The organism is Enterococcus sp. S86.2 (genome assembly GCF_059834485.2).
Genome location: NZ_CM206813.1, coordinates 2,460,286 through 2,486,023 on the forward strand (window position 1 = coordinate 2,460,286; position 25,738 = coordinate 2,486,023).

Genomic DNA, 25,738 nt, shown 5'->3' on the forward strand with positions numbered 1-25,738 from the left:
TATCAAGCTGTTTTTCACTTGCAAATTATTATGCTAATAGCGCTAATAACAGACCGCCTGCGATAACAGAAGCAATCTGACCTGAAACGTTGGCACCAGCTGCATGCATCAAAATGAAGTTTTGCGGATCTTCTTCTGTCGCCATTTTTTGAATAACACGACTTGACATTGGGAATGCAGAAATACCAGCAGCACCAATCATTGGGTTTACTTTTTCTTTTCTAAACAAGTTCAACACTTTGGCAAACAACACACCACCGACAGAGTCCATCACAAATGCGACTAAACCTAACCCGATAACGATTAATGTATCTACTTTTAAGAAATCGTTGGCTTGCATTTTTACTGAAATTGTTAAACCAAGTAAGATACTTACCAAGTTAACCAATTCGTTTTGTGCAGAAACTGACAAACGATCTAAAACGCCACATTCTCTTAACAAGTTACCAAACATTAAGAAACCTACTAATGGCAATGACACTGGCGCAATCAAACCTGCTACGATCGTAATAACGATTGGGAATAAAATTTTTGCTGTTTGTGATACCGCCCCAGCATGATAGGTCATGCGGATTTGACGTTCTTTTTTCGTTGTAACAGCTTTAATGGCTACTGGCTGGATAATTGGTACCAAGGCCATGTATGAGTAAGCCGCTACCATAATTGCCCCCATATATTTTGAGTTCAATGTGTTCGCCACAAAGATTGAAGTCGGACCGTCTGCGGCACCGATAATCCCGATTGAAGCAGCATCATTAATATCAAAGCCAAGTAAAACGGCTACGATAACAGTAAAGAAAATACCAAATTGGGCAGCTGCACCGAATAATAGCAAGAACGGATTTTGTAATAATGGCCCAAAATCGATCATGGCACCAATCCCGATAAATAATAGTAGTGGGAATAATTCTGTACTGATTCCGGCATCAAATAATACTTGGAAAGGACCAGCTTCGCCACCGGCTTGTAAAACACCTGAATTTGGGAAGTTCACTAAAATTGTTCCCAGACCCATTGGCACCAATAATGTTGGTTCGTATTCTTTTTTAATCCCTAGGTACATCAACAAGCCGCCGATTAGCATCATGACAATTCTTCCCGGCTCTTGTCCCATACCGATAATTCCTTCTAAAAGAGTTTCCACTTAATTCACTTCCTATATCAAATTTTCATTTCTAATTGATCAAATTAACCAATTGTAATTAACGCTTCACCAGGGTTAACCATTTGGCCTTGTGTCACATGAATTCCTGTTACTGTACCAGCTTTTGGTGCAACAACTTCATTTTCCATTTTCATCGCTTCTAAAATCATAACTGGTTGATTTTCTTTGACTTCATCGCCAACGTTTACTAAAATTTTCAAAATTGTTCCTGGCATTGGAGCTGTCATTGCATCTGCGCTTGCTGGTGTTGTAGCGGCAGTTGCTTGTGGTGCTTCTTCTTTTGGCGCTGCTGCAGGAGCTGTTTGAACTGGTGCAGCTGCTTGTGGTGCTGGTGCTGCCGGCTGTGGCACGCCGCCAATTTCTTCCATTTCTACTAAATACTCTGTTCCATCAATTGCAATTTTGAATTTACGTAACATAATCATTCTCCTCTTTCATAGATAGTTTTATTTTTTCATGATTTTCTTGACCGTCAATTGACTGTCTTCTTGTTCACCTGCAGCAATACTCGCTGAGATAATGGATACGAGCTTGGCCTCAGGATTGCGTTCTAAGATTCGTTTCACGACAAACTGGCTATCTGACTGTTCACCGGCCATAATTGCGGAGGCAATAACGCTAACAAGTTCATAATTTTTTGGATCTGTTTCAATATAAGCGGGTACTTCCTGCCATGGTGATGTAGGTTGTTTCTCTACTGCAGAAGGTGAGATAGGTTGCGCTTCTTCGGTTTTCTTTTGACGGAAAAAATCCCATAATCCCATCGACTCACTCCTTTCTTTTCATCTTCTTAAACCTTGTCGGCTACAGATAATTTCAAAATTTGGTGTTACTGTCTTACAACATCCTCATTATAGAATGATTTACTTTATTGAGAAGATTTGCTTTCTGATTAAATTGTTCTTTTACTGTTTCAAAATCACATATTTTACTAAAAACGCTTTAAAACGTTGATTTAACAGCCTTTTCACTCTGTTAAGATTTTATTAATAACTTTTTAAGCACTAAATAAGATTTGTTGTCTCAAATTGTTTTTTTCGTGTTCCTTTTTAAAAAGCTTGTTTTTTTTTAGAAAATTCTTACGTATGATGTAAGCGTTAGCAGAAGAATTGTGAAAAAATGCATTTGTTAGCCAGCTTTTACATCACATTTTGTCGCTAGCACAAAAAAACTGTTTTTGAAAGGAAGAAGGAAATGTTACTTACTATTTTGTCTTACCTCATGATTATCGTCTTCATGTTCGTTATCATGAAAAAGAAATTATCTCCACTTACGTCATTAGTTATTATTCCTTTAGTATTTGCTTTAATCGCACTGGCTGCTGGTGTAACCGCACCACCTGTCGTTGACGGTGTAGCCGGTAGCAACAATATCGGCGATTGGGTTATGGAAGGTATCAAAACAACCTCTAACACAGGGATTATGTTATTATTTGCCATCCTTTACTTCTCTATCATGTTAGATGCTGGTCTTTTTGATCCAATCACTAAAAAAATGATCCATTTTGCCAAAGGCGATCCAATGAAAGTTTTGATTGCCACTGCAGTTGTAGCCGCAGCTGTTTCTTTAAACGGTGACGGTACAACAACAACATTAATCTGCTGTTCTGCTTTTATTCCAATCTATAAAAAATTAGATATGAAATTAATGAACCTAGCTGTTTTGGTTATTTTGCAAAACACAATCATGAACTTATTGCCATGGGGCGGACCAACTGCACGGGCAATGGCCGTGTTAGATGTTGGTGCTGAAATTCTAGCTTACCTAATGCCAGGTATGATTCTTTCTGTTTTATTCGTTATCTTTATAGTAGCACCTCACATGGGACGTCAGGAAAGAAAACGCTTAGGGATTAAAGAATTATCAGATGCAGAAATTGAAGAAATGACTGCTGTTACAGACCCAGAAACAATGGCAATTCGTCGTCCAAAACTTTTTGCTTTTAATGGAATCATGACTATTGCTTTAATTGCTTGGTTAGTATTGAGTTCATTTGCAGATCAAATTGGTTTACCTGGTTGGTTTGCACAACCACCATTGTTCTTGTTCTTATTAGGTACTTGTATTGCGTTAATCGTAAACTACCCTGTCTTAAAAGATCAGTCAGCTCGTATCGGCGCTAACGGTGGCGACGCTGTTCAAGTAGTTATTCTAGTTTTTGCTGCTGGTGTCTTCATGGGTATTTTCCAAGGTTCAGGTTTAGCTGAAGCATTGGCAACAAGTTTCACTTACATTATTCCAAAACAACTTGCTGGTTTCTGGGGTATTGTAATTGCATTAATTTCAGCACCAGGTACATTCTTCATCTCAAATGATGGTTTCTACTTTGGTGTTATGCCAGTCTTAGCTGAAGCAGGTCGTGCTTATGGTTTTACCAATATGCAAATGGCGCTTGCTTCATTAATGGGACAAGCATTCCACTTATTGTCACCATTAGTAGCATTTATCTACTTACTACTACGTTTAACAAAACTAGATATGGGACAATGGCAACGAGAAGCTGGGAAATGGGCCGCTTGTATCTTCGTCATCTTCGTGGTAACGATTATGTTATTCGGTCACTTACCGTTTTATATCCCACAAAAATAAAGTTACAAAAAAAACCGGGCCACTTTCGACCCGGTTTTTTTCTTTTTATTACCTACTATTATCTAAAAGAAAAAACGCTTGTTGACAAATAACAAGATAGAAAATATGATGAGGCGAGAAATCAAGTCCCAATTCACTTAAAAAGACTTCCATAAAAGGATGATTGATAAAAATGAACGCAACCATTGCAGCCGTTAAAAATAATTTAGACTTATCTCAAAATCAACCCTTAAAACTTTCTATTTACGAAGCATTTCGAAAAAGTATTATTTTAGGTCAAATTCCTGCTGGTGAGAGGATCAACGAAAAAGAATTCTCAGAAACGCTAAATATCAGCCGGACCCCGATTCGCTTTGCTTTGCACCAATTAGTAGAAGAACAATTAGTCGAACATGTTCCCCGCGTTGGTATCGTAGTTAAAGGAATTAGTATAAAAGACGCCCACGAAATTTATGATATTCGCAAGTCGCTGGATACACTTGCGACAATTAAGGCCATGCAGCTTATGACCCCAAAAGATTTCGATGATTTGCGGGCTTTATTAGAAGAAGGCGACCGCCTCAATCAAGAAGATAAAGTCGATGAAGTTTTACAAAACTTCTCTGACTTCAATTCGTTTATTTATGAAAAGAGTCAGATGAAACGTTTGAAAACTATTGTGACAGATCTACAAGCCTACCTCGTTTATTTTCGTGATATCGCCATTCGCTCATCTGAACGGCGTTATCGCGCACTAGAGGAGCATTGGCTACTTTATCGCGGTATGGTGACAAACGATATTACCCAAGTAACGCTAATTACCCATGAACATTTAAACCACTCCTTACAATTTATTTTACAAGAAATGGAGTCACATCAAATTGAATAACCAATACCACACCGTCGTTGCCGCAGCTAAAAAGGGGCTTTTTTACGAAGTTGCCCTTTCACCAAAACCAGGGCTAGTGGACCGTCTAACTAACGGCGCTCACAAAGATATGGATTTTTATTTATTCATTGATAGCATCTTGGCGCTATCCCCTTATTTTTCTCAATATTTAAAAGCCGGACTACAACACCAGGGAACTCCGGCTGAACTGTTTTATACTTTACGCCAACTAGGCCAACAAGCTGAAGCGGCCATGTTTACTGCGACAAATGGAATCAACACCCATAAAGGTGCCAATTTTTCTTTTGCGGTTTTATTAGGTGCGACAGGACTACATCTACAAAAAAGCCAGTTGCCTTTGACTGCAACTGACTCTGAAAATATTTTAAAATTAAGTCAAGCCATTACCAAAGACTTATTAAAAACCGACTTTAAAAATGTTGCATCAAAAAAAGAACTGACACACGGTGAAAAGCTTTACCTAGCTAAAGGAGCGACAGGCATTCGTGGTCAAGCCGCAGCAGGTTATCCGGCTTTAGGAGAAGTTTTACTTCCTTATCTGCGGGCAAATCGTAATTTGCCCCGTGAAGAATTATTATTACGGGCATTGGTCTTTTTAATGAGTGAATTAGAAGACAGTAACGTCTTACATCGCGGCGGAGCAACAGCCCTTACTACGCTAAAGGCAGAAATGCAGCAACTCCATGCAAAAGAGTTAACCAACGCAGAACTAATAAGAGCGCTCATCCAATATGATGAAATTTTAATTTCTCGCAATTGGAGTCCTGGGGGTGCCGCCGATTTATTATCCCTTGGCATCTACTTTGCCCTTTTAGAAGGACTATTTTAAATAGTTGCGACAAATGTATAACCGATTCCCCACACTGTTTGCAAATATTTTGCATTTTTCGGATCATCTTCAATCTTATTGCGTAAATGATTGATAAAGACCATAATAGTGTTGGCATCGGTTTTTTCTTCGTCCCAAACACTTTGGTAAATCTGTTCCTTTGAAAAAACCTGGTTGGGATTTTCCATAAAAAACTGCATAAGTTGTGTTTCTTTGGAAGATAGTTTAAGTGCTACATCGTTTTTATAAAGCTGGTAGCGTTTTTTATCATACGTAAATTCACCAATTTTTAAGACATTGCTGGTTTTAATTTGTTGACCATTATGTTTTTTTAACACCAAACTGCGGTCTAAAGAAGCCAAGACTTGCGCCTTTAAAATAGCAGGCGAAAATGGCTTGGTCAAATATAAGTCCGCCCCTGTTTCAAGGCCGGTAACGATATCTTGATCTTGTGTTTTACCACTTAAAAAAATAATGGGCACGACGCTGTTTTCATTGCGAATCATTTGTGCTAAGTGATACCCGTCATTTTCATATTCCAAACTAATATCTAATAAAAATAAATCAAATTCCACCCGACTCATAATATCAATCGTTTTTTCAATTGAATCACTTTGATAAATCAGGATACCAGTCGATTGCAGTGATTTCCAAATTAAGCGGCGAATCGCTGGATCATCGTCAACTACTAAGATTTTTTCATTGCGCATCGCAAATTCCTCCAAGTTAAAATGAAAGGCTTACCAAAAAATGAAAAAGTTAACTAAAAAAATGAATGCACTTTTTATCACGGTGATGGCGATAACTTTAACAGGTATTCTCATCACGGCTTTAGGCTATCATAACATACAACAAGAAGCTTTAAAAATGGGAAAAACACAATTAGAACAGGTCAATGAGGTAAGTACCAAATTAATTGTAGCTGAAATTACAAGTAGTGCCAGCGACTTGGACAGTTTTGTAACGGATACAATTAATACGGATACCGCCTTACAACTACCACAGCAAAATAATCTTATTACGCAATTTTTTATGCGCAATCACGCTTTTTCTGGTATCTTTCTTTTTGATAAAGAGGGGCAACCATTAGAAAGTCATTATTCTGCTAAAAATCAGGTGACCAATAGTACCTTAAGTAAAAAAATGACTACGGATCCTTTCTTTCAAAAAGCACTAAAAGGACAAGTCAACCAAAATGGGAAGGTCTATTTTATTCAGCAAAACTCTTTTTTTAATCTCTACCATCCAATTTACAATACAAAAAAAGAGCTACAAGGGTTAGTTGTCGTACCGTTAAATTTAGAGCAATTATTCTTAGATAAAATTCAACCAACGGATACAGAACAACGTTACCCTCTAATGAAAAATGAAAAAATGGAAGTCGTCATGCATCCGGCCCGAGAACAAATAGGATTAAATATTATAACTGGCCGTAAAAAACGGTTTCCTAACCTAGATTATACTGATTTAGAAAAACTCGATGTCTATCAAAAAAAGCACGAAAAAGGCAGCCTAAGTTATCATTCTTATTGGTGGAATGAGTCGGATTTAACTTCTGTTTTAAAACTCAATGCCTTTCAATGGGTAAAAATTGGCGAAGAGCGCTTTGTCATTGCCAATACAGCAGACTTTTACCAAGATAACGGTTGGATTTTGCACGATCTACTGATTAATTTAGGGCTTGTTGTAATTTTGTTAATGGTTGCATCGCTTTTAGTTTTGATGGTCCGCCTGCTTGCCAAACAACAGCACACAACTAATGAAAACCAACGCTTAAAAGAAAAACGGCAATTAGAAGCTGAAAAACACCAATTGGAAAAAAGTCTCCTACAAGAGTCAAAAATGGAAACAATCGGTCTTGTTACAACCGGAATCGTACATGATATGAACAATTTTTTGACGCCTTTAATTGGTAATATTGAGCTATTAATGACAGAACACACAGATGATCCAGAACTTATCGCAGATTTAGAAGATATGCACTATGCCGCTAAAAAAGGGCAACAACTTTCGCAACGAATTTTGCATTTTTCAAAGGAAAAAGATCAAACGAAAAAAGTACAGTCTTTAAATCAAGCAATCGAAGAAGCTGTTACAACGATGAAAATTCTAATTCCAAAATCTGTCACCATCATAAAAGAAATCGACCTTTCAGCCGATGCCTTATTCCAACAAGACGATGTTCAAGTTTTACTCTATAACTTAATCACCAATGCCTATCAAGCGAAATCGGACGCGACTATTACTGTTTCACTGACCACACCTTCTGCTGTGATGCAGGCAAAAATTACAGAAGGCGCGTTTATTTATCAAAATAAAAAATTAGCACTGATTCAAGTTTCAGATAATGGTCCTGGTATTGATAAAAGTATTAAAGATCAGATCTTCACACCATTTCTAACTACTAGAAAAGAAGCAGGGGGAACCGGACTTGGTCTTTTCATTGTCTCTTCCATCGTCAAACGCAACAGCTGGCTAATGGAGGTCACAAGTTCAAAAGAAGGCACTACCTTCAGTTTGATCATTCCTATCAGTAGTAAAGAATCATAGTTTTAAACTGCAAAAAGACCGGAAAATGTCGCATCTCACGCTGCATTTTCCGATCTTTTTTACTAGTAGGAGTATCCCTACCCAGCTTTTCATACTAGCTTTCTTTGGCTTTAAGTTGAAATTTTCCAAAATTTAAGAAGCAATTTTCGAAAATTCCATCCTTATTTTTTGCAGTCTGAGCAAGTTTGTTCAGCTTTTCTTATTGGCTAGCTTCACATACTAGTCCGCCAAGAAATAAGTTGAAATTTTCAAAAATTTAAAGAGCAATTTTCGAAAATCCCATCCTTATTTTTTGCAGTCTGGACAAGTTTGTTCAGCTTTTCTTATTGCAATGTTAAAAACATACCGACAAAGCCTAAACCGTTATAGAGCATATGCACCAGCATTGAGCAACGTAAATCTTCTGTTTTTTGATACACACTTGCCAACACAATTCCTAAAGTCATATATAAAAGTAATGCCATTGAAATGCGGGGTTCATGCATTAGACCAAATAATAATGCCGAAGTGAGTACCGCTAAAACTTTTGCACGGGCAGTATCTTTATTCCAAAAGTAATTCATAAAGATCCCGCGAAACAGCAATTCTTCAATTATCGGGGCTAAAATCACACCATAGACAGTCAGGGTGATGGGATTTACCAAAAAGCTTTGATTAATCCCGGCTTGATTTTCCGTTGTTTCTGGCAAAAAATTTGCTAACACAATATTAGCAGCAAACATCGCCAAGACACCTAAAAGCACATACTTCCATTTTCCTACGACTTTTTTTTGACCAATTGCGCGGGGGTTGTAGACCAGCAACTGCTTTTGGTAGCGCGTTGTTAAAAAATAAATAAACCCGCCAGCGACTAACACACTAATTAAAGCGAGCAACACATCGCTAATTTTCGGCAAAAAGACCACCGTTGAAACAAGATTTTGTAATAGAATAAAACCACAATAAAAGATTAAACGTTTTAATAAACTTGTTTGTGTCATACCATTCCTCCAGGTTTTTATTCAAAGTTAAAGACAAAGGTGAAATTTCACCCAGATAGCGAGTAAAACTTCACCTTGCTGTTTTAAAATACCTTTTAAAAAATGCTAGTCATCAGGCTTTTTTTATACATCCTTTATTAAGCCTTTAAACAAGCCGACAATAAATTCATTAGGATCAAAAGGTTCCAAGTCATCGATACCTTCTCCTAAGCCAACTAATTTAACCGGTAGATGCAATTCATTTCGAATGGCTAAAACAATCCCACCTTTAGCAGTTCCGTCTAATTTTGTTAAAATCAGCCCTGTCACATCCGTCGTTTCCTTAAATTGCTTAGCTTGAACCATCGCATTTTGTCCAGTGGTGGCATCTAAAACCAATAGGACTTCATGAGGAGCATCAGGTGCTTCCCGCTTGATAACACGCTTAATTTTTTCCAATTCATTCATTAAGTTGACTTTATTTTGCAATCGTCCCGCGGTATCAACTAATAAAATATCCGCATTTTGTGCCTTCGCTTTTTCCATGGCATCATAAACTACCGCAGCCGGATCCCCTCCGGCATTGCCACGAACCACTTCTACACCAGCGCGCTGACCCCAAACCACTAATTGGTCAATCGCACCCGCACGAAATGTATCCGCTGCAGCTAAGAGTATTTTTTTTCCGGCTTGTTTATACTCATAAGCCAATTTACCAATGCTTGTCGTTTTACCGACACCATTTACCCCAACAAAAAGCATAACTGTTAAACCATTAGGTTGAATATTTAACGTATTGACCTCATCGCTACCGGCTTCATCATACAAATCAACCAATTTTTCAATCATAACATTTTGTACTTCAGCTGGCTTTTTCACGTTCTGTAATTTTACTTCTTGGCGTAAGTCGTCGGCAATTTTCATTGCTGCTTCAAAACCAACATCCGCACCGATCAAGGTTTCTTCTACTTCTTCAAAAAACGCTTCATCCACACTACGGAAGTTGGCAAACAATTCATTTAAGCGTTGCCCAAAAGTTTTTCGTGATTTTTTTAACCCTTTGTCATATTTTTCCTGTACATTTTCTGAAGCAATTGGCTCTTTTTGTTCTTTAATTTCTTCTACTTGTTCTTCTTCGGAAACAAAAGTAGCAGCTTCACTGACAGGTGGTGTGAAATCAACAGTTTCTGGCTGATTGGCATTTGCTTCAACCGTTGATTTTTTTTCAGTCTCGGCTGGTTCAGTGACAACAAAAGCAGCACTATCTTCTGCAGAATCTTCTTTCTTTTCGACCTTGGAATCGGTAATACTTTGTTCTTCTGAGATTTCTGCTGGGATTTCAACTTGTGTAGTAGCAGGTATTTGGGCTACTTTTTCAGCAGCAGCCGGTATATCCGCAGCATTTTCTGTACTTTCTGTACTTTCTGTACCTTCTGTACTTTCAGCTGACGTATCGGGGTTTGATTGCGGTCTGTCATCAGACAGATTTTCCTTTGTTTCTTCGGGTGGCACTTGTGTTTCTTCGGGAGTTTTTGGTTCAGCTTCCCCCATTAAAGCCTTTTTAATCTTATCGAAAAAGCCCATATTGAACCTCCTTATCGTAATTTTGCTTTCATTTATTGTAGCACGTATTTTTCGACTACTTGTGCTACGCCGTCTGCGACATTACTAGCAGTGATAACGTCCGCAGCTTCTTTGACCATCGCTACCGCATTATCCATTGCCACACCCATTCCCGCGTATTCAATCATCGGTAGATCATTTTCTTCATCACCAATCGCCATGACTTCCGCAGCTGTAATGCCAAGATGCTCTGCTAACAATTTACAGCCATACGCTTTGGTTACGCCTTTTGGCATGAATTCCAGTAAAACATCGCGTGTTTTGATAATTTCATAACGTTCTTTGAACTCAGCTGGGATTTTTGCCAACTGTTGATCCAAGTATTCTTGCTCAAAAGCAACCACTGCTTTGTTGTATAACAATTCTTCCGTTAATTCTGCTTGTGAAAAGGGTTGGAAGTGTAACAATGGATTTAACTTGGAATAAATAGATTGGTGATCTGGAGCTGTAGGCAGAATATAAACGACTTCATCGGAAACAATATCTAATGGTAACGCCAAATCACGCGCTAATTTTACCAATTCTTGTACATTATCATAGCTTAAAACAGATTTCGCCATTACTTCACCAGTATCGTTTTTTTGCACGATCCCTCCGTTAAACGTAATACTGTAATCTCCAGCCTCTTTTAACTCCAATTCCTCTAAATAAGGTCTGATTGCCCGTAAAGGTCGTCCTGTACATAAAACAATCTTTACCCCTTGTGCTTTAGCCTTTGCCAAAGCCTCTTTATTACGTTGACTAATTTTCTTTTCCTGATCTAGTAACGTACCATCAAGATCAATAGCGATCATCTTAATCAATCAAATAGACTCCTTTCTAAAAGCTTTTGTAATTGTTCAGAAAATTTTTCTTACACTTCTGTTTTAATCTTACCGCCTTCACTGACGTCTTCTAAACGGACAGAAACAATTTTAGAAACGCCAGATTCTTGCATGGTCACCCCATAGAGCACGTCAGCGGCTTCCATCGTTCCTTTGCGGTGGGTCACTACGATAAATTGCGTATCATCTTGGAAACGACTTAAATAGTGCCCAAAGCGGGTAACGTTAGCTTCATCTAAAGCAGCCTCTACTTCATCTAACACACAAAACGGTACCGGACGTACTTGAATAATTGAAAACAGCAATGCAATTGCCGTTAACGCACGTTCGCCACCAGAAAGTAAACTTAAGTTTTGCAATTTTTTACCAGGTGGTTGGGCTTCAATTTCAATCCCTGTATTTAATAAATCTGTCGGATCTGTTAGTGTCAACTCTGCACGACCACCACCAAACATTTGTGGAAAGACTTCTTTAAAGCGCAAACGAATTGCTTCAAAAATTTCACCGAAACGAACTTTCACTTCTTCGTCCATTTCATCCATTGTTTTAAATAATTGATCTTTGGCTGCTAACAAGTCATCTCGTTGACTTGTTAAGAAGGTATAGCGTTCTAGCACCTGCTCATATTGCTCAATGGCGTTTAGATTGACTGGCCCTAAACGTTCAATTTCACGTTTGTAGCGTTGAATCTCATTTTTAGCTTGTTGACTATCTGAAACTATGTCATATTCTCTAACAGCTAATTCAAAGGTGATACTATACTCTTCTTGCAGATAAGCCAAAAGATTGTCCAAATGAATATCAGCGCGGTTTTTGGCTACTTCTTCTTTGGTTTTTTGCGATAAAAATGTTTTTTGTTCCAAATTCAACTGCGTCATTTCTTCATCTGCAGCGGTGATAACTTGTTGCAACACACTGCGCTCTTGCCGGTTTGCTGCCAATTCGCCCTCTAAATCGGCTTTTTTCTGCCGAAGATCTGCAACTTTTTTTTGCAAGGCTTCTTCAGACAGTTCATGATCACTTGAGTTGGAGTTTAAAGCAGCCATTTGATTAGTTAAACTTTCATGGCGCCTATTTGCTTCTTGTAACGCGGCGTCATTTCTTTCAAGCGTTTGTTTTAAATTGCTGACTTTTTCAACCGCTACTGCTAATTCTGCTTGTTTTGTTGCTAAAGCAGCACTAGCCACTTGTCTTTTCTCTTCAATCACATCTTCTTGTTGGGTCAATTGTTGAATCTCTTTGTTGATGCTTTCTCGTTTGCGGTCGACTTGTGCTTGTTTTGCGGTTAACTCTGCTTTTTGTTCTTCATATTCGGTTAAAAATTGCTGCACTTCTCGATTTTCATAAGCGAATACTTTTTGCTCTTTTTCCAAGCGCTGTAATTCTTGGGTCACATTTTTGACTTGATTGGTTAATTCTTGCTCTGTTAAGCGGGCGCTTTCGCCACTATTGCGTAGTTGCTCCAATTGAGCTGTCTTTTCTTTTACCCGTTCTTCGATGCGCTGAACTTGTTTTTCAGTTGCTAGTAAGCGCGTATCCAGTGTCTGAAGTTCCGTTGTTAAGTTTTGCAATTCATTGGTTTGACTAAAAAGACTCCCTTGATTGCCTCTTTTAGTCGCCCCCCCGGTCATGGAGCCACCAGCGTTCATAACATCGCCTTCTAATGAAACAACACGGTAACGAAATTGCACATCGCGGGCAATTTCATTGGCACTCTTTAATTCTTGGGCAATTAAGGTGCTGCCTAATAAGTTGTCACAAATCGGCTGCAATTTTTCTGCAACTTTAACTAATTCACTGGCTACGCCTAAAAAGCCCTTATTTTTACTTGCCATATTAATGACCGCTTCACTTAAATGGCGACCTTTAATTGTCGTCAAAGGCAAGAAAGTTGCACGGCCAGCGCGACGTTCTTTTAAAAACGTGATCGCCTGTCTTGCATCGCCTTCATTTTCCACGACAACGTGTTGCGCGGCTCCTCCTAGAGCTGTTTCAATTGCTAAGGTGTATTCAGTTGGCACTTGAATAAGCTCTGCCACAGCGCCTACAATTCCTGTCAGCTGCTCTTTGTTTTGTAAAACAATTTTGACCCCTTGATAAAAACCAGTGTAATTGTCTTGAATATCTTGCAAACTTTTTTGCTTTGCTCTTACTTGTTGCACTTGTTGCATCAAGCTATACATTTTCTTTTGTTCCATTTCAAACTCTTGTTGTAACTTTTGGGCTTGCTGTTGGACCAAAATGTAATTTTTACGCTGTTCTACCAAATTTTCTTCAGCTGCTGTTAATTTTTCTGCTAGTGTTGTTTTTTGCACTGAGAGCGTGGCGATTTGGTTATGCAACTCCCCTTGTTTGGTCATTGTTTTCTGGTTTTTAGCATTTTCTTGTAAATATTGACGTTCTAAATATTTTAAATCATTTCCAATATTTGCGTGCTCCTGCATTTTTTCCACATATTGCCCCCGCAATTCTTCTAAGAGCTCTTTGGTGGATTTTTGTAGCCGCGTTAATTCGTCTTTTAATGCTGCAACGCTTGTTTCTAAGTTTTGTACTGCCCCATTTTTAGCTGAAAGTTCATGAATAATTTCTTGTTTCGCATTTTCTAGCTGTTCAATTTTTTCTTTATTCTCTGCTAAATTTTCTTCGTATTCAGAAAAACTACGTTGCGTATGTTTCGAGCGCTCCAACAAGACTTCTTGCTGACCTTCTGCTTGTTTTAAGCTTTCAGTTAGAAAAAGTAATTGTTGATTGGCATTTTCTAACCACTGATCCAATTCTTGTCGCTTTTGGCGCTTATTTTGCAATTGATTTTCTGCTGTTGTCAGTTTATTCGTTATAGCTTTTAGGTCTTGATTTAACTGTTGTAAACTTTCTTCTGCTTTGTCCCAAGTAGCTTTCGTTGTTTTGATTTCTGTGACTGTATGGGCCACGTCAATGCGCTTTAATTCTTCTTTCAGCCGCAAGAATTCTTTTGCAGTGCGACTTTGTTCTTTGAGGGGAGTCAGTTGATCTTCTAATTCATAGACGATGTCTTGGACACGGCTTAAGTTGTCTTCTGTTTCAAATAATTTTTGCTCTGCTTTTTTCTTCCGTTGTTTATACTTTAAAACTCCCGCGGCTTCTTCAAAAATCCCGCGGCGATCTTCTGGTTTACTGGCAAAAATCGCCTCAACTTTACCTTGAGAAATGATAGAAAAGGACTCTTTACCAAGGCCTGAGTCCATAAACAAATCTTGTATATCTTTTAAGCGACAGCTTTGCTTGTTAATATAAAAATCACTTTCACCACTGCGTCGTAAGCGGCGTGTCACACTGATTTCACTATAGTCAAGTGGCAGGTAATGATCACTATTATCCAGTACCACTGTGACTTCTGCGATATTTAATGGCTTGCGGGAATCAGAACCGGCAAAAATAATATCGGGCATTTTGCCACCGCGCAAACTTTTGGCTGATTGCTCGCCTAAAACCCAGCGAATTGCTTCGGTGATATTACTTTTACCACTACCGTTTGGCCCTACAACAGCCGTTACGCCATTTTCAAAGTCGATTACAGTTCGATCTGCAAAAGACTTGAAGCCTGCGATTTCAATTTTCTTTAAATACACGAAAGCTCCGGGCTCCCTTCTGATCTCTACTATGCAAGTTTTTCTAAGGCGTTATTGGCCGCCGCTTGCTCGGCTAATTTTTTTGATTTTCCTTGGCCTTTACCAATTAAACGATCATCGCAATATACTTCTGTCCAAAAAATCCGTTCATGAGCCGGACCTTCTTCTTTGACCAGGCGATAATCAATCTGCACGTCGCCACCTTTTTGCAAGACTTCTTGCAGACGTGTTTTGTAATCCATCTCATGTGAAAAAGCACCCGCAGCAACTTTAGGGAAAATCACTTTTTGAATAAAAGCTTTAACTGTTTCTAAATCTTGATCCAAATATAACGCCCCTAAGAAAGCTTCAAAAAGATCACATAAAAGTGAAGGACGAGTTCTGCCACCAGAGTTTTCTTCCCCTTTACCTAACTTTATTGCTTTGTCAAAATCACATTCTTTAGCAAAAGCAGCTAAACTTTCCTCCCGCACAATAGACGCCCGCATTTTCGTTAGCTTTCCTTCAGGTAAATCGGGATATTGGCGATACAAGTAACGAGAAACCAATAATTCCAAAACGGCATCCCCGAGAAATTCCAGACGTTCGTTGTCGGCTAAATTCAAATTGCGATGCTCATTGACATAAGATGAATGGGTAAATGCTTGTTCTAATAACGATACGTTTTTAAAAACAATCCCAAATTTTTCTTTTAACATAGTTTGTAATTGATTATCCATTATTGACAGTCCTTTTTAGGTTGGATTTTGTTTCAATACTCACCTTCCTATTATACTGATTTTCTAGCGATTAGGAAATGTTATTCACGATATCTCCGTTGATTTACAACGAACTTTTAACTATTTCACCTACAAAAAATAAAAAACACGCTTTTTTTTAACAGACGTTTTTCCCATAAAAAAATGACCACGAAAATTCGTGGTCATTTTTTATCAATTATTAACGTTCTTCAGAACTTACACCGATTGTAGCCCATGGATAAGCATCGTATTGACGTTGAATAGAGAAATCTACGACACGATCACTTACAGGACGTAGTGTGTACATATACATTGTTGGAATTGCAAATGCTTGATCAAAAGCATATTCTTGCCATTCTTTATACATTTCTACTTGTTTTGCAGAATCTAATGCATCTTCAGAAGACATTTCTTCTAACAACTTCGTATTTTCTTCAGATTCAAAACGAGTAAAGTTAAATTGTGCAACTGTTCCGTACAAACCACTTGGATTTGGATCAAAACCAGTTGACCAACCAGCTTGGTAAACGTCGATTTCAGGATCGTCAGCACCTAATTTGTCGTAGAAGCTGTTTACCTCCATCAAACGGCCGCCAGATAATTTAACATCTAAACCAATTTTTTTCCATGATTGGATATAGTAATCTGCAATTGATTTTGCTACACCAGAATTGTCACGGAAAGCAAAGTTGATTGTTAATTTCTTACCGTCTTTGTCTTCACGTAAACCATCGCCATCAGTATCTTTAAAGCCAGCATCGTCTAATAGTTTTTTCGCTTTATCTACATCTTGTGTGTAGCCTTTAAGATCTTTGTCATATAAATCACCAAATGGCGGGATGATTAATGAGTTAGCAGGTATTTTCAACCCAGCAAAGAAACGGTCGCCGATAATTTTATTATCTAGGGCATAACCCATTGCTTGACGTAAGTTTTTATCTGCCATTTTAGCATTTTGATCCATTACAACTTTACCTTTATCAGCATCCCATTTACCCATCTTGAAGCCGATGTAGTCATAGGCATTGTCTAATTGACCTAACATTTGGTAACCTTTGTTGTCTTTCCATGAATCATACGTGTTTGTTGGCATTTCATAGAACATGTCATATTTTTTAGACTTCATAGCTTCAGCTGCTGCAGCTGTACCAACTTTGGTCATGACAACTTTATCTAATTTTGGTTTTTCACCATAGTAATGTTCGTTTGGAACAAACTCAACAGATTGTCCGGCAACGATTTTGTTAATTTTATAAGGTCCCATTGTAACAGGATTTTTACGAACTGGATCAGAACCTTCCATATCTTTAATCGCAATGCCTTCAAAAGCATGTTTTGGCATAGCATAACCTAAGATTGGGTCATTACCACCTTGTAAAATTGAAGGTAGGAATTTTTTGAATTTGATTTTGATTTCTTTGTCGTTAACTTTTTCAATCCCACTGATTGAGTCTGCTTTGCCATCGTGGTATTCTACCATACCTTCGATTTGTTGTAGGGCATCACTGTAACGTACACCTGCGTAGTCTTTGTGTCCGATTACTTCATATGGGAAGATCATGTCGTCGGCTGTAACGTCTTTGCCGTCACTCCATTTTACGCCGTCTTTAATCGTCATGGTAACTGTTTTACTATCTGGATCCATTTTAACTGTTGAGGCTGGATTGTCTTCTTTGATTTTCAAATCTTTATCAACAGAAATCAATGTTTCTTGTGCTGGTTCACTAAAGTAGTCATCCAATGTGATTTGGCTAAAGGCAGGACTAAAAATACCAGTAAAGTCAGTATCTGATACGACTGCTACTTCTAAAGTGCCGCCGTCAATTGCCTTTTTATCATTTTTTGTTGCCATTTCAAAAGATGTGTTTGCTGCTTTGTCACCTGAACCACTGTCATTATTTTTGCTGTTGTCTGAACCGCCAGAACCGCAGGCAGCTAATGCAAAAATACTGAACAATGATACCATACCCATGATTTTTTTCTTCATTTCCGTTCCTCCCATACATTTACTAAAAACTTTTTTTATACAAACATCTGTAAGAGATGGTTATACCGCAATTAACCTAGACGTTGACGCGCATCTGCTGAACGTTTGAATGCTTGTCCTACGTAGTTGATGGCTAACATTAAAACTAAAATTAGAATTGAAGCTGGTACCCAAACCCATTGTTTGTTTACCAAGACATCAGAATCGGTTGCAAATGAAATCAGTGTCCCCAAACTTGGTGTTTCGTTTGGTAAACCAAAACCTAAGAAAGTCAATGTTGTTTCAATCCCGATATTACCAGCAAAGTTCATCGTCAAGTTGGTGATAATTAATGAACTTAAGTTAGGCATGATTTCTCTAAACATAATTTTAAAATCATTTGTCCCCAATGTTTTTGAAGCGGAAACGTAATCCCGTCGAACTTCAGACAATGTTTTAGCACGAAACAGCCGTGCTTTAGCCGTCCAATAAAACGCACTCATGATGATAACCAAACTTAGTGCTGTATAGCGTGGAATAATGGTTACTAACACAATGATGATTAATTGGATGGGTAAAATCATAACGAAATCGACTATACGCATCACGATCATATCGAAAATGCCACCAAAGTAACCCGACATAATTCCGATACCCACACCGATAATCGATGTCGCAATCGTAATTGCAAAACCAATAAAAATTGAGTTACGTGCACCGATTACAAGCAAGCCTAAAACATCACGACCACCATCATCAGAACCTAAAAGTAATTTATGACCTTCCATGGAAATTGATCCTGGTTCCAAATAGCGGTCAATTGGGTTAACGGTATTGACCAAACTCTGGTCAAAGAACAACGCCCCCACAAAAGCAAAAAGTAATAATAAGACTAAGACTATCAGTGAAAAAAGTGCCAAACGATCTTTAACAAATTCGCGGGCAATCATTCGAATTCCCATTGGTGGAACCGATACTTTTTCAACTGGAGCCGTTTTTTCTGTTGTATTTTTTTCAGACATTCTACTATCCCCCTACTACTGAATGCGGATCCGCGGATCAACGATACTCATCACGATATCAGACACCAATGTCCCGATCAAAGTAGCAATCCCGAAAATCAACGTCAAAGCAGTGATGATAGCATAATCCCGTTGTTGGATACTTGAAATGAACAAGTTCCCAATCCCCGGATAGTTAAAGATACGCTCGATAACCACTGAACCAGAAATCAATGCGACAATTTCATACCCCAATTGTGAAGCGATTGGTAATGATGCGTTTCGGAAAATATGGCGGGTAAACACGCGGTTGGTTGGTACCCCTTTAGAACGGGCAGTCCGCACATAATCCATTTGTTTTGCATCGACAACTTCACTACGTAAGTATTGGATGGTTACAGCTGTTCCCAGTAACGCTTGAACAATTGCCGGCAACGCGACGTGGTATAACTCATCTAAGAAGTACTTAAAGGACCCAGCACTGGAGTTAATCGAGACACTCCCCGTGGTAGGGAACCAATCTAGACGGTAACCAAAAATTAACAACATAATCAAAGCTAATACGAATACTGGAATCGCAAAGCTGATGAAGTTATATGCAACAACAAATTTATCAAACCAAGAGTTCTGATATCTGCCGGCAAATAACCCCATTGGAATAGCAATCAAATAAGTCAAAATAACTGTAACAATCGCCAAGCGAACCGTATTGCCGATCCGTTGTCCGATAACTGTCGTAACGGCATATTTGTAGTTATAACTAATACCAAAGTCACCTTTTAAGGCGTTACCAACCCAACGAACATATTGTTGCGGCCATGGATCATTTAAACCAGCTTGTTCTCTTAGTTCTGCAATCCGTGACGGTGAAGTCGTAGGACTGATCAACCCGGTAAATGGATCCCCAGGCATCATTTTGGCTAACATAAAGATTAAAATACTCAAAATAATAACTTGAGGGATCATTAAAAGTACACGTCGTAAAATTGTTTTCCACATTTTATTTAGCCCCCTCGTTTAATAATGCGACAGAATGGGTATCTGTAATCTTGCGTAAATCATAAACGCGCCCCGTATTGTCGTAATAATCTTTTTGATGTTTGATGTATTCTTCTTCCACGTGACGGCGATTTTCTTTATGCGCCTCACGATTTGGTACATCAATTCGAGGAATGGCAGATAATAAGCGTTTTGTATAAATGTGACGTGGATCATTGTAGATATCTTCCCGACTGCCAATTTCAACAAATCGGCCTTTATACATAATAGCGATATTGTCACACATGTGTTTGACTACACCCAAGTCATGGGAAATAAATAAATAACTCAAATCATATTGCTGCTGGATGCGTTTCATGAAATTCAACACTTGTGCTTGAACGGATAAGTCCAAAGCAGATACAGGTTCATCGGCTACAATTAGTTTTGGATTTGTTGCAACTGCACGGGCAACACCTAAACGCTGTCTTTGACCACCAGAGAACTCATGGGGATATTTGTATAAGGCATCTTCTGGCATCCCGACGATATCCAATAATTCTTTTACGCGATTTTTTTCTTCTTGATCGCTTAAACGTTCAAAGTTGCGTAACGGTTCTGCAATAATATCTAATACGCGTTTTTTCGGGTTCAAAGAGGACATAGAATCTTGGAAGATCATTTGAACGTCTTTGTTGTAATTCATTTTTTTCCGGACATTGCGTTTTGTGACATCCTGTCCGTTATAAATAATTTCTCCGCCGGTAACTTTTTCTAATCCTAAAATCGCTTTACCGGTTGTAGATTTGCCTGAACCTGATTCCCCTACAAGACCGTATGTTTTACCTTTTTCGATGACAAAATCAACACCATCAACGGCATAGACATGGTCTGTCACGCGGTTAAAGAAACCGCTGCGAATTGGATAGTGGATTTTCAGATCTTTAATCGTAATTAATTCTGACATTTACACTTCTCCTTCGTCTTTAAAATGGAAGTGCTTGTAGCAAGTACAACGCACCAAGTGATCTTTTCCAACTTCGTGTAAGGTTGGATTTTCCTCGTGATCACTTTCTGGAATCCAAGGAATCCGTGGTGCAAAACGGCAACCTGTCCGTGGCATTTTCACCAAGGTCGGTACAATCCCTTCAATTACATGAAGTTCATTATCGTGATTGTCTTCTTGCGGAATTGAGTTTAAAAGTGAACGGGTATACGGATGTTGTGGGTTGTTAAACAACTCTTCTACTGGTGCCACTTCAACAAATTGACCAGCATACATTACCGCTACTCGGTCAGCCATTTCAGCTACGACACCCAGGTCATGGGTAATCAAAATAATGCCAGATTCCGTTTCTTCTTGTAAATCTTTTAACAAATCTAAAATTTGCGCTTGGATGGTTACGTCCAATGCAGTAGTTGGTTCATCGGCAATCAAAATCGGTGGCTTTGCTGCAATCGCAATCGCGATAATAACCCGCTGACGCATCCCACCAGATAATTCATGGGGATACTGGCGCCCTACTCGTTTGGGATTTGGAATTCCAACTTGATCCAGTAATTCCATCGCCCGTGCTTGCCGTTGCTCTGCGGTCATATTGGTGTGATAAACCAAACCTTCTTTAATCTGGTCTTCAATTCGCATCAAAGGATTTAAGGCTGACAATGGATCTTGGAAGATCATCCCAATATCATTTCCGCGAATTTTGTTATATAAAGTTTCATTTAAATTGGCTAAGTCCAAATCTTTATAAAGCATCTCACCAGTGATACGGGTGTTTTTTGGATCATGCAATCCCATAATGGTCGTTGCAAGTGTACTCTTTCCACAACCTGACTCACCAACAATCGCTAAAATTTCGTTACGTTCTAAAGTAAATGACACACCGTCAACAGCATCGTAGTATTCATCTTTAATACGAAAGCCCGTGTGCAGATCTTGAACTTCTAATAATTGATTATCTTGTGACAATCCAATACCCCTCTTTCGCTAATGCGGAGATTTTTTGCCGGAAAATGTAAAAAAGCATGGGAGAGATGCTGTCTTCTCCCAGTCTCCAATTACTCCCGCTAATATTTCTTAATAATTATATAGAAAGGTGTATCATAATGCAAGTTAAAGAGCTGTGAAAGCAGAATTTTCAGAAAACTCCCAAAATTAATTTTGATTTCTCGTAAATTTGAAGAAAAAGTTGCTATTAAGCTAATCTTTTATAAAAATTAAAGCGTAAATTTCAGCTACAATTCATGCAATTTCACAAAGATTCCCTCAACAAATAACTTTAAAGATTAATTTCCTCGCTAAAAAAGCACTTTCACGTAAACTCACCAGTGAAATTCCATACAAAAATATTTATTTTTATGTATTTTTATCCTACCATAAAAAAGCATTTAAACAACAAATAATGCGCAAAAATGCCAAAATGATTTTGTTTTTTTTTAAAAGAAAAAAAGAGTAAAGAAAATTTTAGGTAAACTTTCTTTACTCTTTTAGTGACAAAAGATTCAGTTTTAACTGGTTTCTTATGACAAGTGGCTGGCAATATAATCTACTGCACTACCTACTGTTTCGATTTGTTCGGCATCTTCATCAGAAATTTCGGTACCAAATTCATCTTCTAATTCCAAGACAAATTCCATCACGCTAATGGAATCTGCATTCAGGTCGTCTTTGATGCTCATAGTATCAGTAACTTGATCGGCATCCACGTTAAAGTGGTTTGCAATCACGGCTGCTACTTTTTTAAATACTTCTTCACGCGTCAAATGTATTCACCTCCACGTTTATGACAATATCAAAAGATAGCTACCAAACATTTTAAGGGTTTCTAAATACTTTGTCTAGCCTTTTTTAAGTAATTGTCGTTTTAAAAGCTTTTTAATTCGCCTTTTCATCTTCCCGCGCCTCAAATTGTGCGACTAATTGTGGGACCATATCCGCTTGTAACATGGTATGAATTTGACGAATTGTATAGCTGACCGCCTCTGGTCCTGTAGCACCATGGGTTTTAATTACTGGTGCTTTTAAGCCAAATAAAACAGCACCACCATATTTGGCGTAATCCATTTCATTTTTCAAATTACGCAAACCATCTTTTAACAGCAATGCGCCCATTTTCCCTTTGAAGCCTTCTGCTAAGATAGATTCTTTTAAAAGCGCCATCATGTTTAACGCTGTTCCTTCAATTGTTTTTAAAACGGCATTGCCGGTAAAGCCATCGGTCACGACAACATCTGCTGCACCGTTTAAAAGTTCTCTTGCTTCCACATTACCAATGAAGTTAATGCTTTTTTCTGATTTTAAGAGTTCAAAAGCTTTTTTCGTTAATTCACTACCTTTGGTTTCTTCGGTCCCATTATTTAACAAACCAACGCGAGGATTTGTAACCCCTCTGACATGTTGGGCATAAAAAGAGCCTAAAATGCCATATTGCAATAAATGTTCTGGTTTATTGTCGGCATTTGCTCCAAGGTCTAACATATCAAAACCGCCCTCTTTACCAATTACTGGTAACGTAGACATTAGACCGGGACGTTCGATTCCTTTAATCCGCCCAACGATAAACAAACCGGCTGCCAATAATGCTCCTGTATTCCCCGCAGAAAAAATAGCATCTGCTGTGCCATTTTTCACTGCTTGTGCTGCTAAGACCATCGAAGCTTGTTTTTTACGACGAATTGCTTTAACCGGTTCGTCATCACTATTAATTTTTTCATCCGTGTGAATAATTTTAACGTTTGTTTCATCGGTTACGAATTTTTTAATTTCTGCTTCTTTACCATATAATTGAAATTCAATATCAGGAAAATCTTTTTTTGCCAACATGACACCTTCGACAATTGCTTTGGGTGCATTATCGCCGCCCATCGCATCGACTGCGATTTTCATCATTTCGTTATTACCTCCTGTAAACCATTAACTACAGCCTATAAGCTGGTTATAAGCTTTTCATATGCTACAAAGTATAGCATAATCAATCAAAGAATTGCGCACTGGTCTGATTTTTTATTGCTGCAGCCAATCCGTGATATTCCGGTAATACTTGCCAGTTTTTCATTCGCCAAACATTTTTTGCTTCACTTTGGGCTACTTCCAAAATATTGGCATCTGCGACTAAATCACCGGCTATAAATTGCGGAATCCCTGATTGCCGGAAACCAAATACTTCTCCTGGGCCGCGTAGTTTCAAGTCTTCTTCACTTAAAATGAAGCCATTATTTGTTTCTGTCATAATTTTCATCCGTGCAGCTCCCGTTTCATTTTTAGGATCTGCAACTAAAATACAATAAGAAGCCTCTGCGCCTCGCCCCACTCGGCCCCGCAATTGATGGAGTTGTGCTAAACCAAAACGTTCGGCATCAATAATCAGCATCACAGTTGCATTGGGCACATTAACGCCAACTTCAATGACAGTCGTGGATACTAGCACTTGCATTTTATTGTCCTTGAAATCAGTCATAATCGCTTCTTTTTCTTGGTTTTTCATTTTGCCGTGAAGCATCCCCACTGCATAATCATCCCCGTAAAAAGCTTGTAGATGTTCATAAATCTCCGTCGCGTTTTTAACATCCAATGTTTCTGACTCCTCAATTAATGGGCAAATAACATACATTTGATGTCCTTTTTTTAACTCGCGATAAGACCAATCCAAAATAGCATCTAACTGACTCGGTCGCACCCAGCGTGTTTCAATTGGAATCCGACCAGCTGGCAGTTCATCGATAACAGAAACATCCATTTCCCCGTAAGCCGTAATCGCTAAGGTTCGCGGAATTGGCGTAGCTGTCATAAATAAGACATCTGGGCGCAAGCCTTTTTCCCGTAATACACGACGTTGGTTTACCCCGAAACGGTGTTGTTCATCGGTAATCACTAAGCCTAAATTTGAAAACGTCACATCTTCTTGGATTAGCGCATGGGTCCCAACAATGACGTCAATTTCACCATTTTCCAATTGTGATAAAATAAGCCGGCGTTCTTTGGCCTTGGTGGATCCTGTCAAAAGAGCCGTAGAAACTTCCAACGGATCAAACAATTGGTTTAGACTTTCCATGTGCTGCTGAGCCAAGATTTCTGTTGGTACCATCAGCGCCCCTTGAAAGCCAGCTGTCATTGTAGCATATAAAGCAATCGCCGCCACGACCGTTTTCCCGCTACCGACATCTCCTTGCAATAAACGTTGCATATGTTGGGGACTCTTTAAGTCGGCACAAATCTCATTGGTTACTTTTTTTTGCGCACCTGTCAATTCAAAGGGTAGACTATCAATAAAAGTTTTCAACCGCTTGACATCATATTGAATCGCCAAACCATTGATTGCAGCTTTTTCTGCTTGCTTTAGGGCTTGCAACTTCATTTGGAACAAGAAAAATTCTTCAAAAACAACGCGCCGCTTGGCTTGATGACTTTCTTCTTTATCCCGTGGAAAATGCATGGCATACATCGCTTTGTCACGATCGATTAAGCGATATTTTTCTTTTAAGGATACAGGCAGATTCTCGTCAATTTGATTTTGATAAAGTTCAAAAGCTTGGCGAATTAAATCGATTAACGTTTTTTGTTTCAAACTTTTATTGACGTGATAAATTGGGGCGAAATCATCATCTGCGCCAGAGCCCAAAATTTTCATACCCGTCATTGCTTTTCGCTTGGCATCCCACTTGCCATAAACTGCCAATTCTTCACCTAAAACAACTTTGTCTTTTAAATAGGGCTGATTAAAAAAAGAGACATTAAAAACCACATGATCTTGCATCATGCGAAATTTCAACATTGATTTTTTGTACCCAAAGCGATTCACCACAGCCGGCGCCACTACGACACCTTTTAAGGTAACTTTTTCTTGATCAGAAAGCTCGGTTAAGTCACGTTCTTTAATATCGTCATAGCGAAAAGGGTAGTAGCTTAGTAAATCTTCTACCGTCACAATCCCAAGGCTAGCTAAATCCTGCGCTCTTTTTGGTCCCACACCTTTTAAATAAGCAACTTCTGTTTTTAGTCCTGCAGTCATCTGTTC

The 25,738-nt window shown here is 38.6% G+C and carries 21 protein-coding genes; 4 read left to right on the forward strand and 17 right to left on the reverse strand.

The window, feature by feature from the left end:
- Window positions 1-28: 28 nt before the first annotated feature.
- Genes AC6R0T_RS11675 through AC6R0T_RS11685 form a run of 3 tightly spaced genes read right to left on the reverse strand, consistent with a single transcriptional unit; the run spans window position 29 to window position 1,929 of the window.
- Window positions 29-1,144, reverse strand: coding sequence for a sodium ion-translocating decarboxylase subunit beta (locus AC6R0T_RS11675; RefSeq protein WP_206903409.1), 1,116 nt, complete (start codon window positions 1,142-1,144; stop codon window positions 29-31).
- A gap of 44 nt (window positions 1,145-1,188) precedes the next feature.
- Window positions 1,189-1,584 (reverse strand): acetyl-CoA carboxylase biotin carboxyl carrier protein subunit, encoded by a 396-nt coding sequence (locus tag AC6R0T_RS11680; RefSeq protein WP_303754083.1) that lies wholly within the window; start codon window positions 1,582-1,584, stop codon window positions 1,189-1,191.
- A gap of 27 nt (window positions 1,585-1,611) precedes the next feature.
- The gene (locus tag AC6R0T_RS11685; RefSeq protein ID WP_206903407.1) at window positions 1,612-1,929 is read right to left on the reverse strand and encodes a hypothetical protein; all 318 of its coding nucleotides are present in this window, start codon (window positions 1,927-1,929) and stop codon (window positions 1,612-1,614) included.
- 430 nt (window positions 1,930-2,359) lie between these two features.
- On the opposite strand from AC6R0T_RS11685, the gene AC6R0T_RS11690 reads away from it, so the two are divergent.
- From AC6R0T_RS11690 to citG, 3 genes are all read left to right on the forward strand, one after another.
- A complete protein-coding gene (locus tag AC6R0T_RS11690; RefSeq protein ID WP_303754084.1) occupies window positions 2,360-3,754 on the forward strand; it encodes a CitMHS family transporter in 1,395 nt (464 codons plus the stop codon).
- 172 nt (window positions 3,755-3,926) lie between these two features.
- A complete protein-coding gene (locus AC6R0T_RS11695) occupies window positions 3,927-4,622 on the forward strand; it encodes a GntR family transcriptional regulator (protein WP_206903405.1) in 696 nt (231 codons plus the stop codon).
- On the forward strand, window positions 4,615-5,472 hold the full coding sequence (gene citG / locus AC6R0T_RS11700; RefSeq protein WP_303754085.1) for a triphosphoribosyl-dephospho-CoA synthase CitG: 858 nt from the start codon (window positions 4,615-4,617) through the stop codon (window positions 5,470-5,472). The genes AC6R0T_RS11695 and citG overlap by 8 nt, the downstream gene beginning before the upstream one ends.
- Here the strand turns inward: citG and AC6R0T_RS11705 are convergent.
- The gene (locus AC6R0T_RS11705) at window positions 5,469-6,182 is read right to left on the reverse strand and encodes a response regulator transcription factor (protein WP_303754086.1); all 714 of its coding nucleotides are present in this window, start codon (window positions 6,180-6,182) and stop codon (window positions 5,469-5,471) included. The two genes, citG and AC6R0T_RS11705, sit on opposite strands and share 4 nt — an antisense overlap.
- A gap of 40 nt (window positions 6,183-6,222) precedes the next feature.
- Between AC6R0T_RS11705 and AC6R0T_RS11710 the strand changes: the two genes are divergently transcribed.
- Window positions 6,223-8,022 carry a sensor histidine kinase gene (locus AC6R0T_RS11710; RefSeq protein WP_303754087.1) on the forward strand — a complete coding sequence of 600 codons (1,800 nt, stop codon included), beginning with the start codon at window positions 6,223-6,225 and terminating at the stop codon, window positions 8,020-8,022.
- Between the two features lie 323 nt (window positions 8,023-8,345).
- Here AC6R0T_RS11710 and AC6R0T_RS11715 read toward each other — a convergent pair whose 3' ends face one another.
- From AC6R0T_RS11715 to recG, 13 genes are all read right to left on the reverse strand, one after another.
- On the reverse strand, window positions 8,346-9,002 hold the full coding sequence (locus AC6R0T_RS11715) for a CPBP family intramembrane glutamic endopeptidase (RefSeq protein ID WP_206903401.1): 657 nt from the start codon (window positions 9,000-9,002) through the stop codon (window positions 8,346-8,348).
- Window positions 9,003-9,125: 123 nt separating this feature from the next.
- The gene (gene ftsY / locus AC6R0T_RS11720) at window positions 9,126-10,565 is read right to left on the reverse strand and encodes a signal recognition particle-docking protein FtsY (RefSeq protein ID WP_303754088.1); all 1,440 of its coding nucleotides are present in this window, start codon (window positions 10,563-10,565) and stop codon (window positions 9,126-9,128) included.
- Window positions 10,566-10,597: 32 nt separating this feature from the next.
- On the reverse strand, window positions 10,598-11,407 hold the full coding sequence (locus tag AC6R0T_RS11725; protein ID WP_303754089.1) for a Cof-type HAD-IIB family hydrolase: 810 nt from the start codon (window positions 11,405-11,407) through the stop codon (window positions 10,598-10,600).
- A 50-nt stretch (window positions 11,408-11,457) separates the two neighbouring features.
- Entirely contained in the window at window positions 11,458-15,036 is a 3,579-nt protein-coding gene (gene smc, locus AC6R0T_RS11730) for a chromosome segregation protein SMC (RefSeq protein ID WP_303754090.1), read from the reverse strand.
- Between the two features lie 29 nt (window positions 15,037-15,065).
- Window positions 15,066-15,755 (reverse strand): ribonuclease III, encoded by a 690-nt coding sequence (gene rnc, locus AC6R0T_RS11735; protein WP_230711062.1) that lies wholly within the window; start codon window positions 15,753-15,755, stop codon window positions 15,066-15,068.
- Between the two features lie 220 nt (window positions 15,756-15,975).
- A complete protein-coding gene (locus AC6R0T_RS11740; RefSeq protein WP_303754091.1) occupies window positions 15,976-17,763 on the reverse strand; it encodes an oligopeptide ABC transporter substrate-binding protein in 1,788 nt (595 codons plus the stop codon).
- Window positions 17,764-17,834: 71 nt separating this feature from the next.
- Window positions 17,835-18,764 carry an ABC transporter permease gene (locus AC6R0T_RS11745; RefSeq protein WP_206903395.1) on the reverse strand — a complete coding sequence of 310 codons (930 nt, stop codon included), beginning with the start codon at window positions 18,762-18,764 and terminating at the stop codon, window positions 17,835-17,837.
- Window positions 18,765-18,779: 15 nt separating this feature from the next.
- Window positions 18,780-19,742 (reverse strand): oligopeptide ABC transporter permease, encoded by a 963-nt coding sequence (opp4B, locus tag AC6R0T_RS11750; protein WP_206903394.1) that lies wholly within the window; start codon window positions 19,740-19,742, stop codon window positions 18,780-18,782.
- A 1-nt stretch (window position 19,743) separates the two neighbouring features.
- On the reverse strand, window positions 19,744-20,688 hold the full coding sequence (locus AC6R0T_RS11755) for an ABC transporter ATP-binding protein (protein WP_206903393.1): 945 nt from the start codon (window positions 20,686-20,688) through the stop codon (window positions 19,744-19,746).
- Window positions 20,689-21,693, reverse strand: a complete 1,005-nt coding sequence (locus tag AC6R0T_RS11760) for an ABC transporter ATP-binding protein (RefSeq protein ID WP_206903392.1) — start codon at window positions 21,691-21,693, stop codon at window positions 20,689-20,691. It lies immediately after the preceding gene.
- A gap of 551 nt (window positions 21,694-22,244) precedes the next feature.
- Window positions 22,245-22,487: an acyl carrier protein gene (gene acpP, locus AC6R0T_RS11765; RefSeq protein WP_071864237.1), complete on the reverse strand. Its 243-nt coding sequence runs from the start codon at window positions 22,485-22,487 to the stop codon at window positions 22,245-22,247.
- 112 nt (window positions 22,488-22,599) lie between these two features.
- On the reverse strand, window positions 22,600-23,610 hold the full coding sequence (gene plsX, locus AC6R0T_RS11770; protein ID WP_206903649.1) for a phosphate acyltransferase PlsX: 1,011 nt from the start codon (window positions 23,608-23,610) through the stop codon (window positions 22,600-22,602).
- 85 nt (window positions 23,611-23,695) lie between these two features.
- Window positions 23,696-25,732, reverse strand: coding sequence for an ATP-dependent DNA helicase RecG (gene recG, locus AC6R0T_RS11775; protein WP_303754092.1), 2,037 nt, complete (start codon window positions 25,730-25,732; stop codon window positions 23,696-23,698).
- Window positions 25,733-25,738 lie beyond the last annotated feature (6 nt).

Excerpts from the sequence above, each read along its gene's own strand:
- AC6R0T_RS11680 (WP_303754083.1), bottom strand. The coding sequence starts at position 1,584 with ATGTTACGTAAATTCAAAATTGCAATTGATGGAACAGAGTATTTAGTA.
- AC6R0T_RS11685 (WP_206903407.1), bottom strand. The coding sequence starts at position 1,929 with ATGGGATTATGGGATTTTTTCCGTCAAAAGAAAACCGAAGAAGCGCAA.
- AC6R0T_RS11690 (WP_303754084.1), top strand. The coding sequence starts at position 2,360 with ATGTTACTTACTATTTTGTCTTACCTCATGATTATCGTCTTCATGTTC.
- AC6R0T_RS11695 (WP_206903405.1), top strand. The coding sequence starts at position 3,927 with ATGAACGCAACCATTGCAGCCGTTAAAAATAATTTAGACTTATCTCAA.
- AC6R0T_RS11705 (WP_303754086.1), bottom strand. The coding sequence starts at position 6,182 with ATGCGCAATGAAAAAATCTTAGTAGTTGACGATGATCCAGCGATTCGC.
- AC6R0T_RS11710 (WP_303754087.1), top strand. The coding sequence starts at position 6,223 with ATGAAAAAGTTAACTAAAAAAATGAATGCACTTTTTATCACGGTGATG.
- AC6R0T_RS11715 (WP_206903401.1), bottom strand. The coding sequence starts at position 9,002 with ATGACACAAACAAGTTTATTAAAACGTTTAATCTTTTATTGTGGTTTT.
- ftsY (WP_303754088.1), bottom strand. The coding sequence starts at position 10,565 with ATGGGCTTTTTCGATAAGATTAAAAAGGCTTTAATGGGGGAAGCTGAA.
- rnc (WP_230711062.1), bottom strand. The coding sequence starts at position 15,755 with ATGGATAATCAATTACAAACTATGTTAAAAGAAAAATTTGGGATTGTT.
- AC6R0T_RS11740 (WP_303754091.1), bottom strand. The coding sequence starts at position 17,763 with ATGAAGAAAAAAATCATGGGTATGGTATCATTGTTCAGTATTTTTGCA.
- AC6R0T_RS11745 (WP_206903395.1), bottom strand. The coding sequence starts at position 18,764 with ATGTCTGAAAAAAATACAACAGAAAAAACGGCTCCAGTTGAAAAAGTA.
- opp4B (WP_206903394.1), bottom strand. The coding sequence starts at position 19,742 with ATGTGGAAAACAATTTTACGACGTGTACTTTTAATGATCCCTCAAGTT.
- AC6R0T_RS11755 (WP_206903393.1), bottom strand. The coding sequence starts at position 20,688 with ATGTCAGAATTAATTACGATTAAAGATCTGAAAATCCACTATCCAATT.
- plsX (WP_206903649.1), bottom strand. The coding sequence starts at position 23,610 with ATGAAAATCGCAGTCGATGCGATGGGCGGCGATAATGCACCCAAAGCA.
- recG (WP_303754092.1), bottom strand. The coding sequence starts at position 25,732 with ATGACTGCAGGACTAAAAACAGAAGTTGCTTATTTAAAAGGTGTGGGA.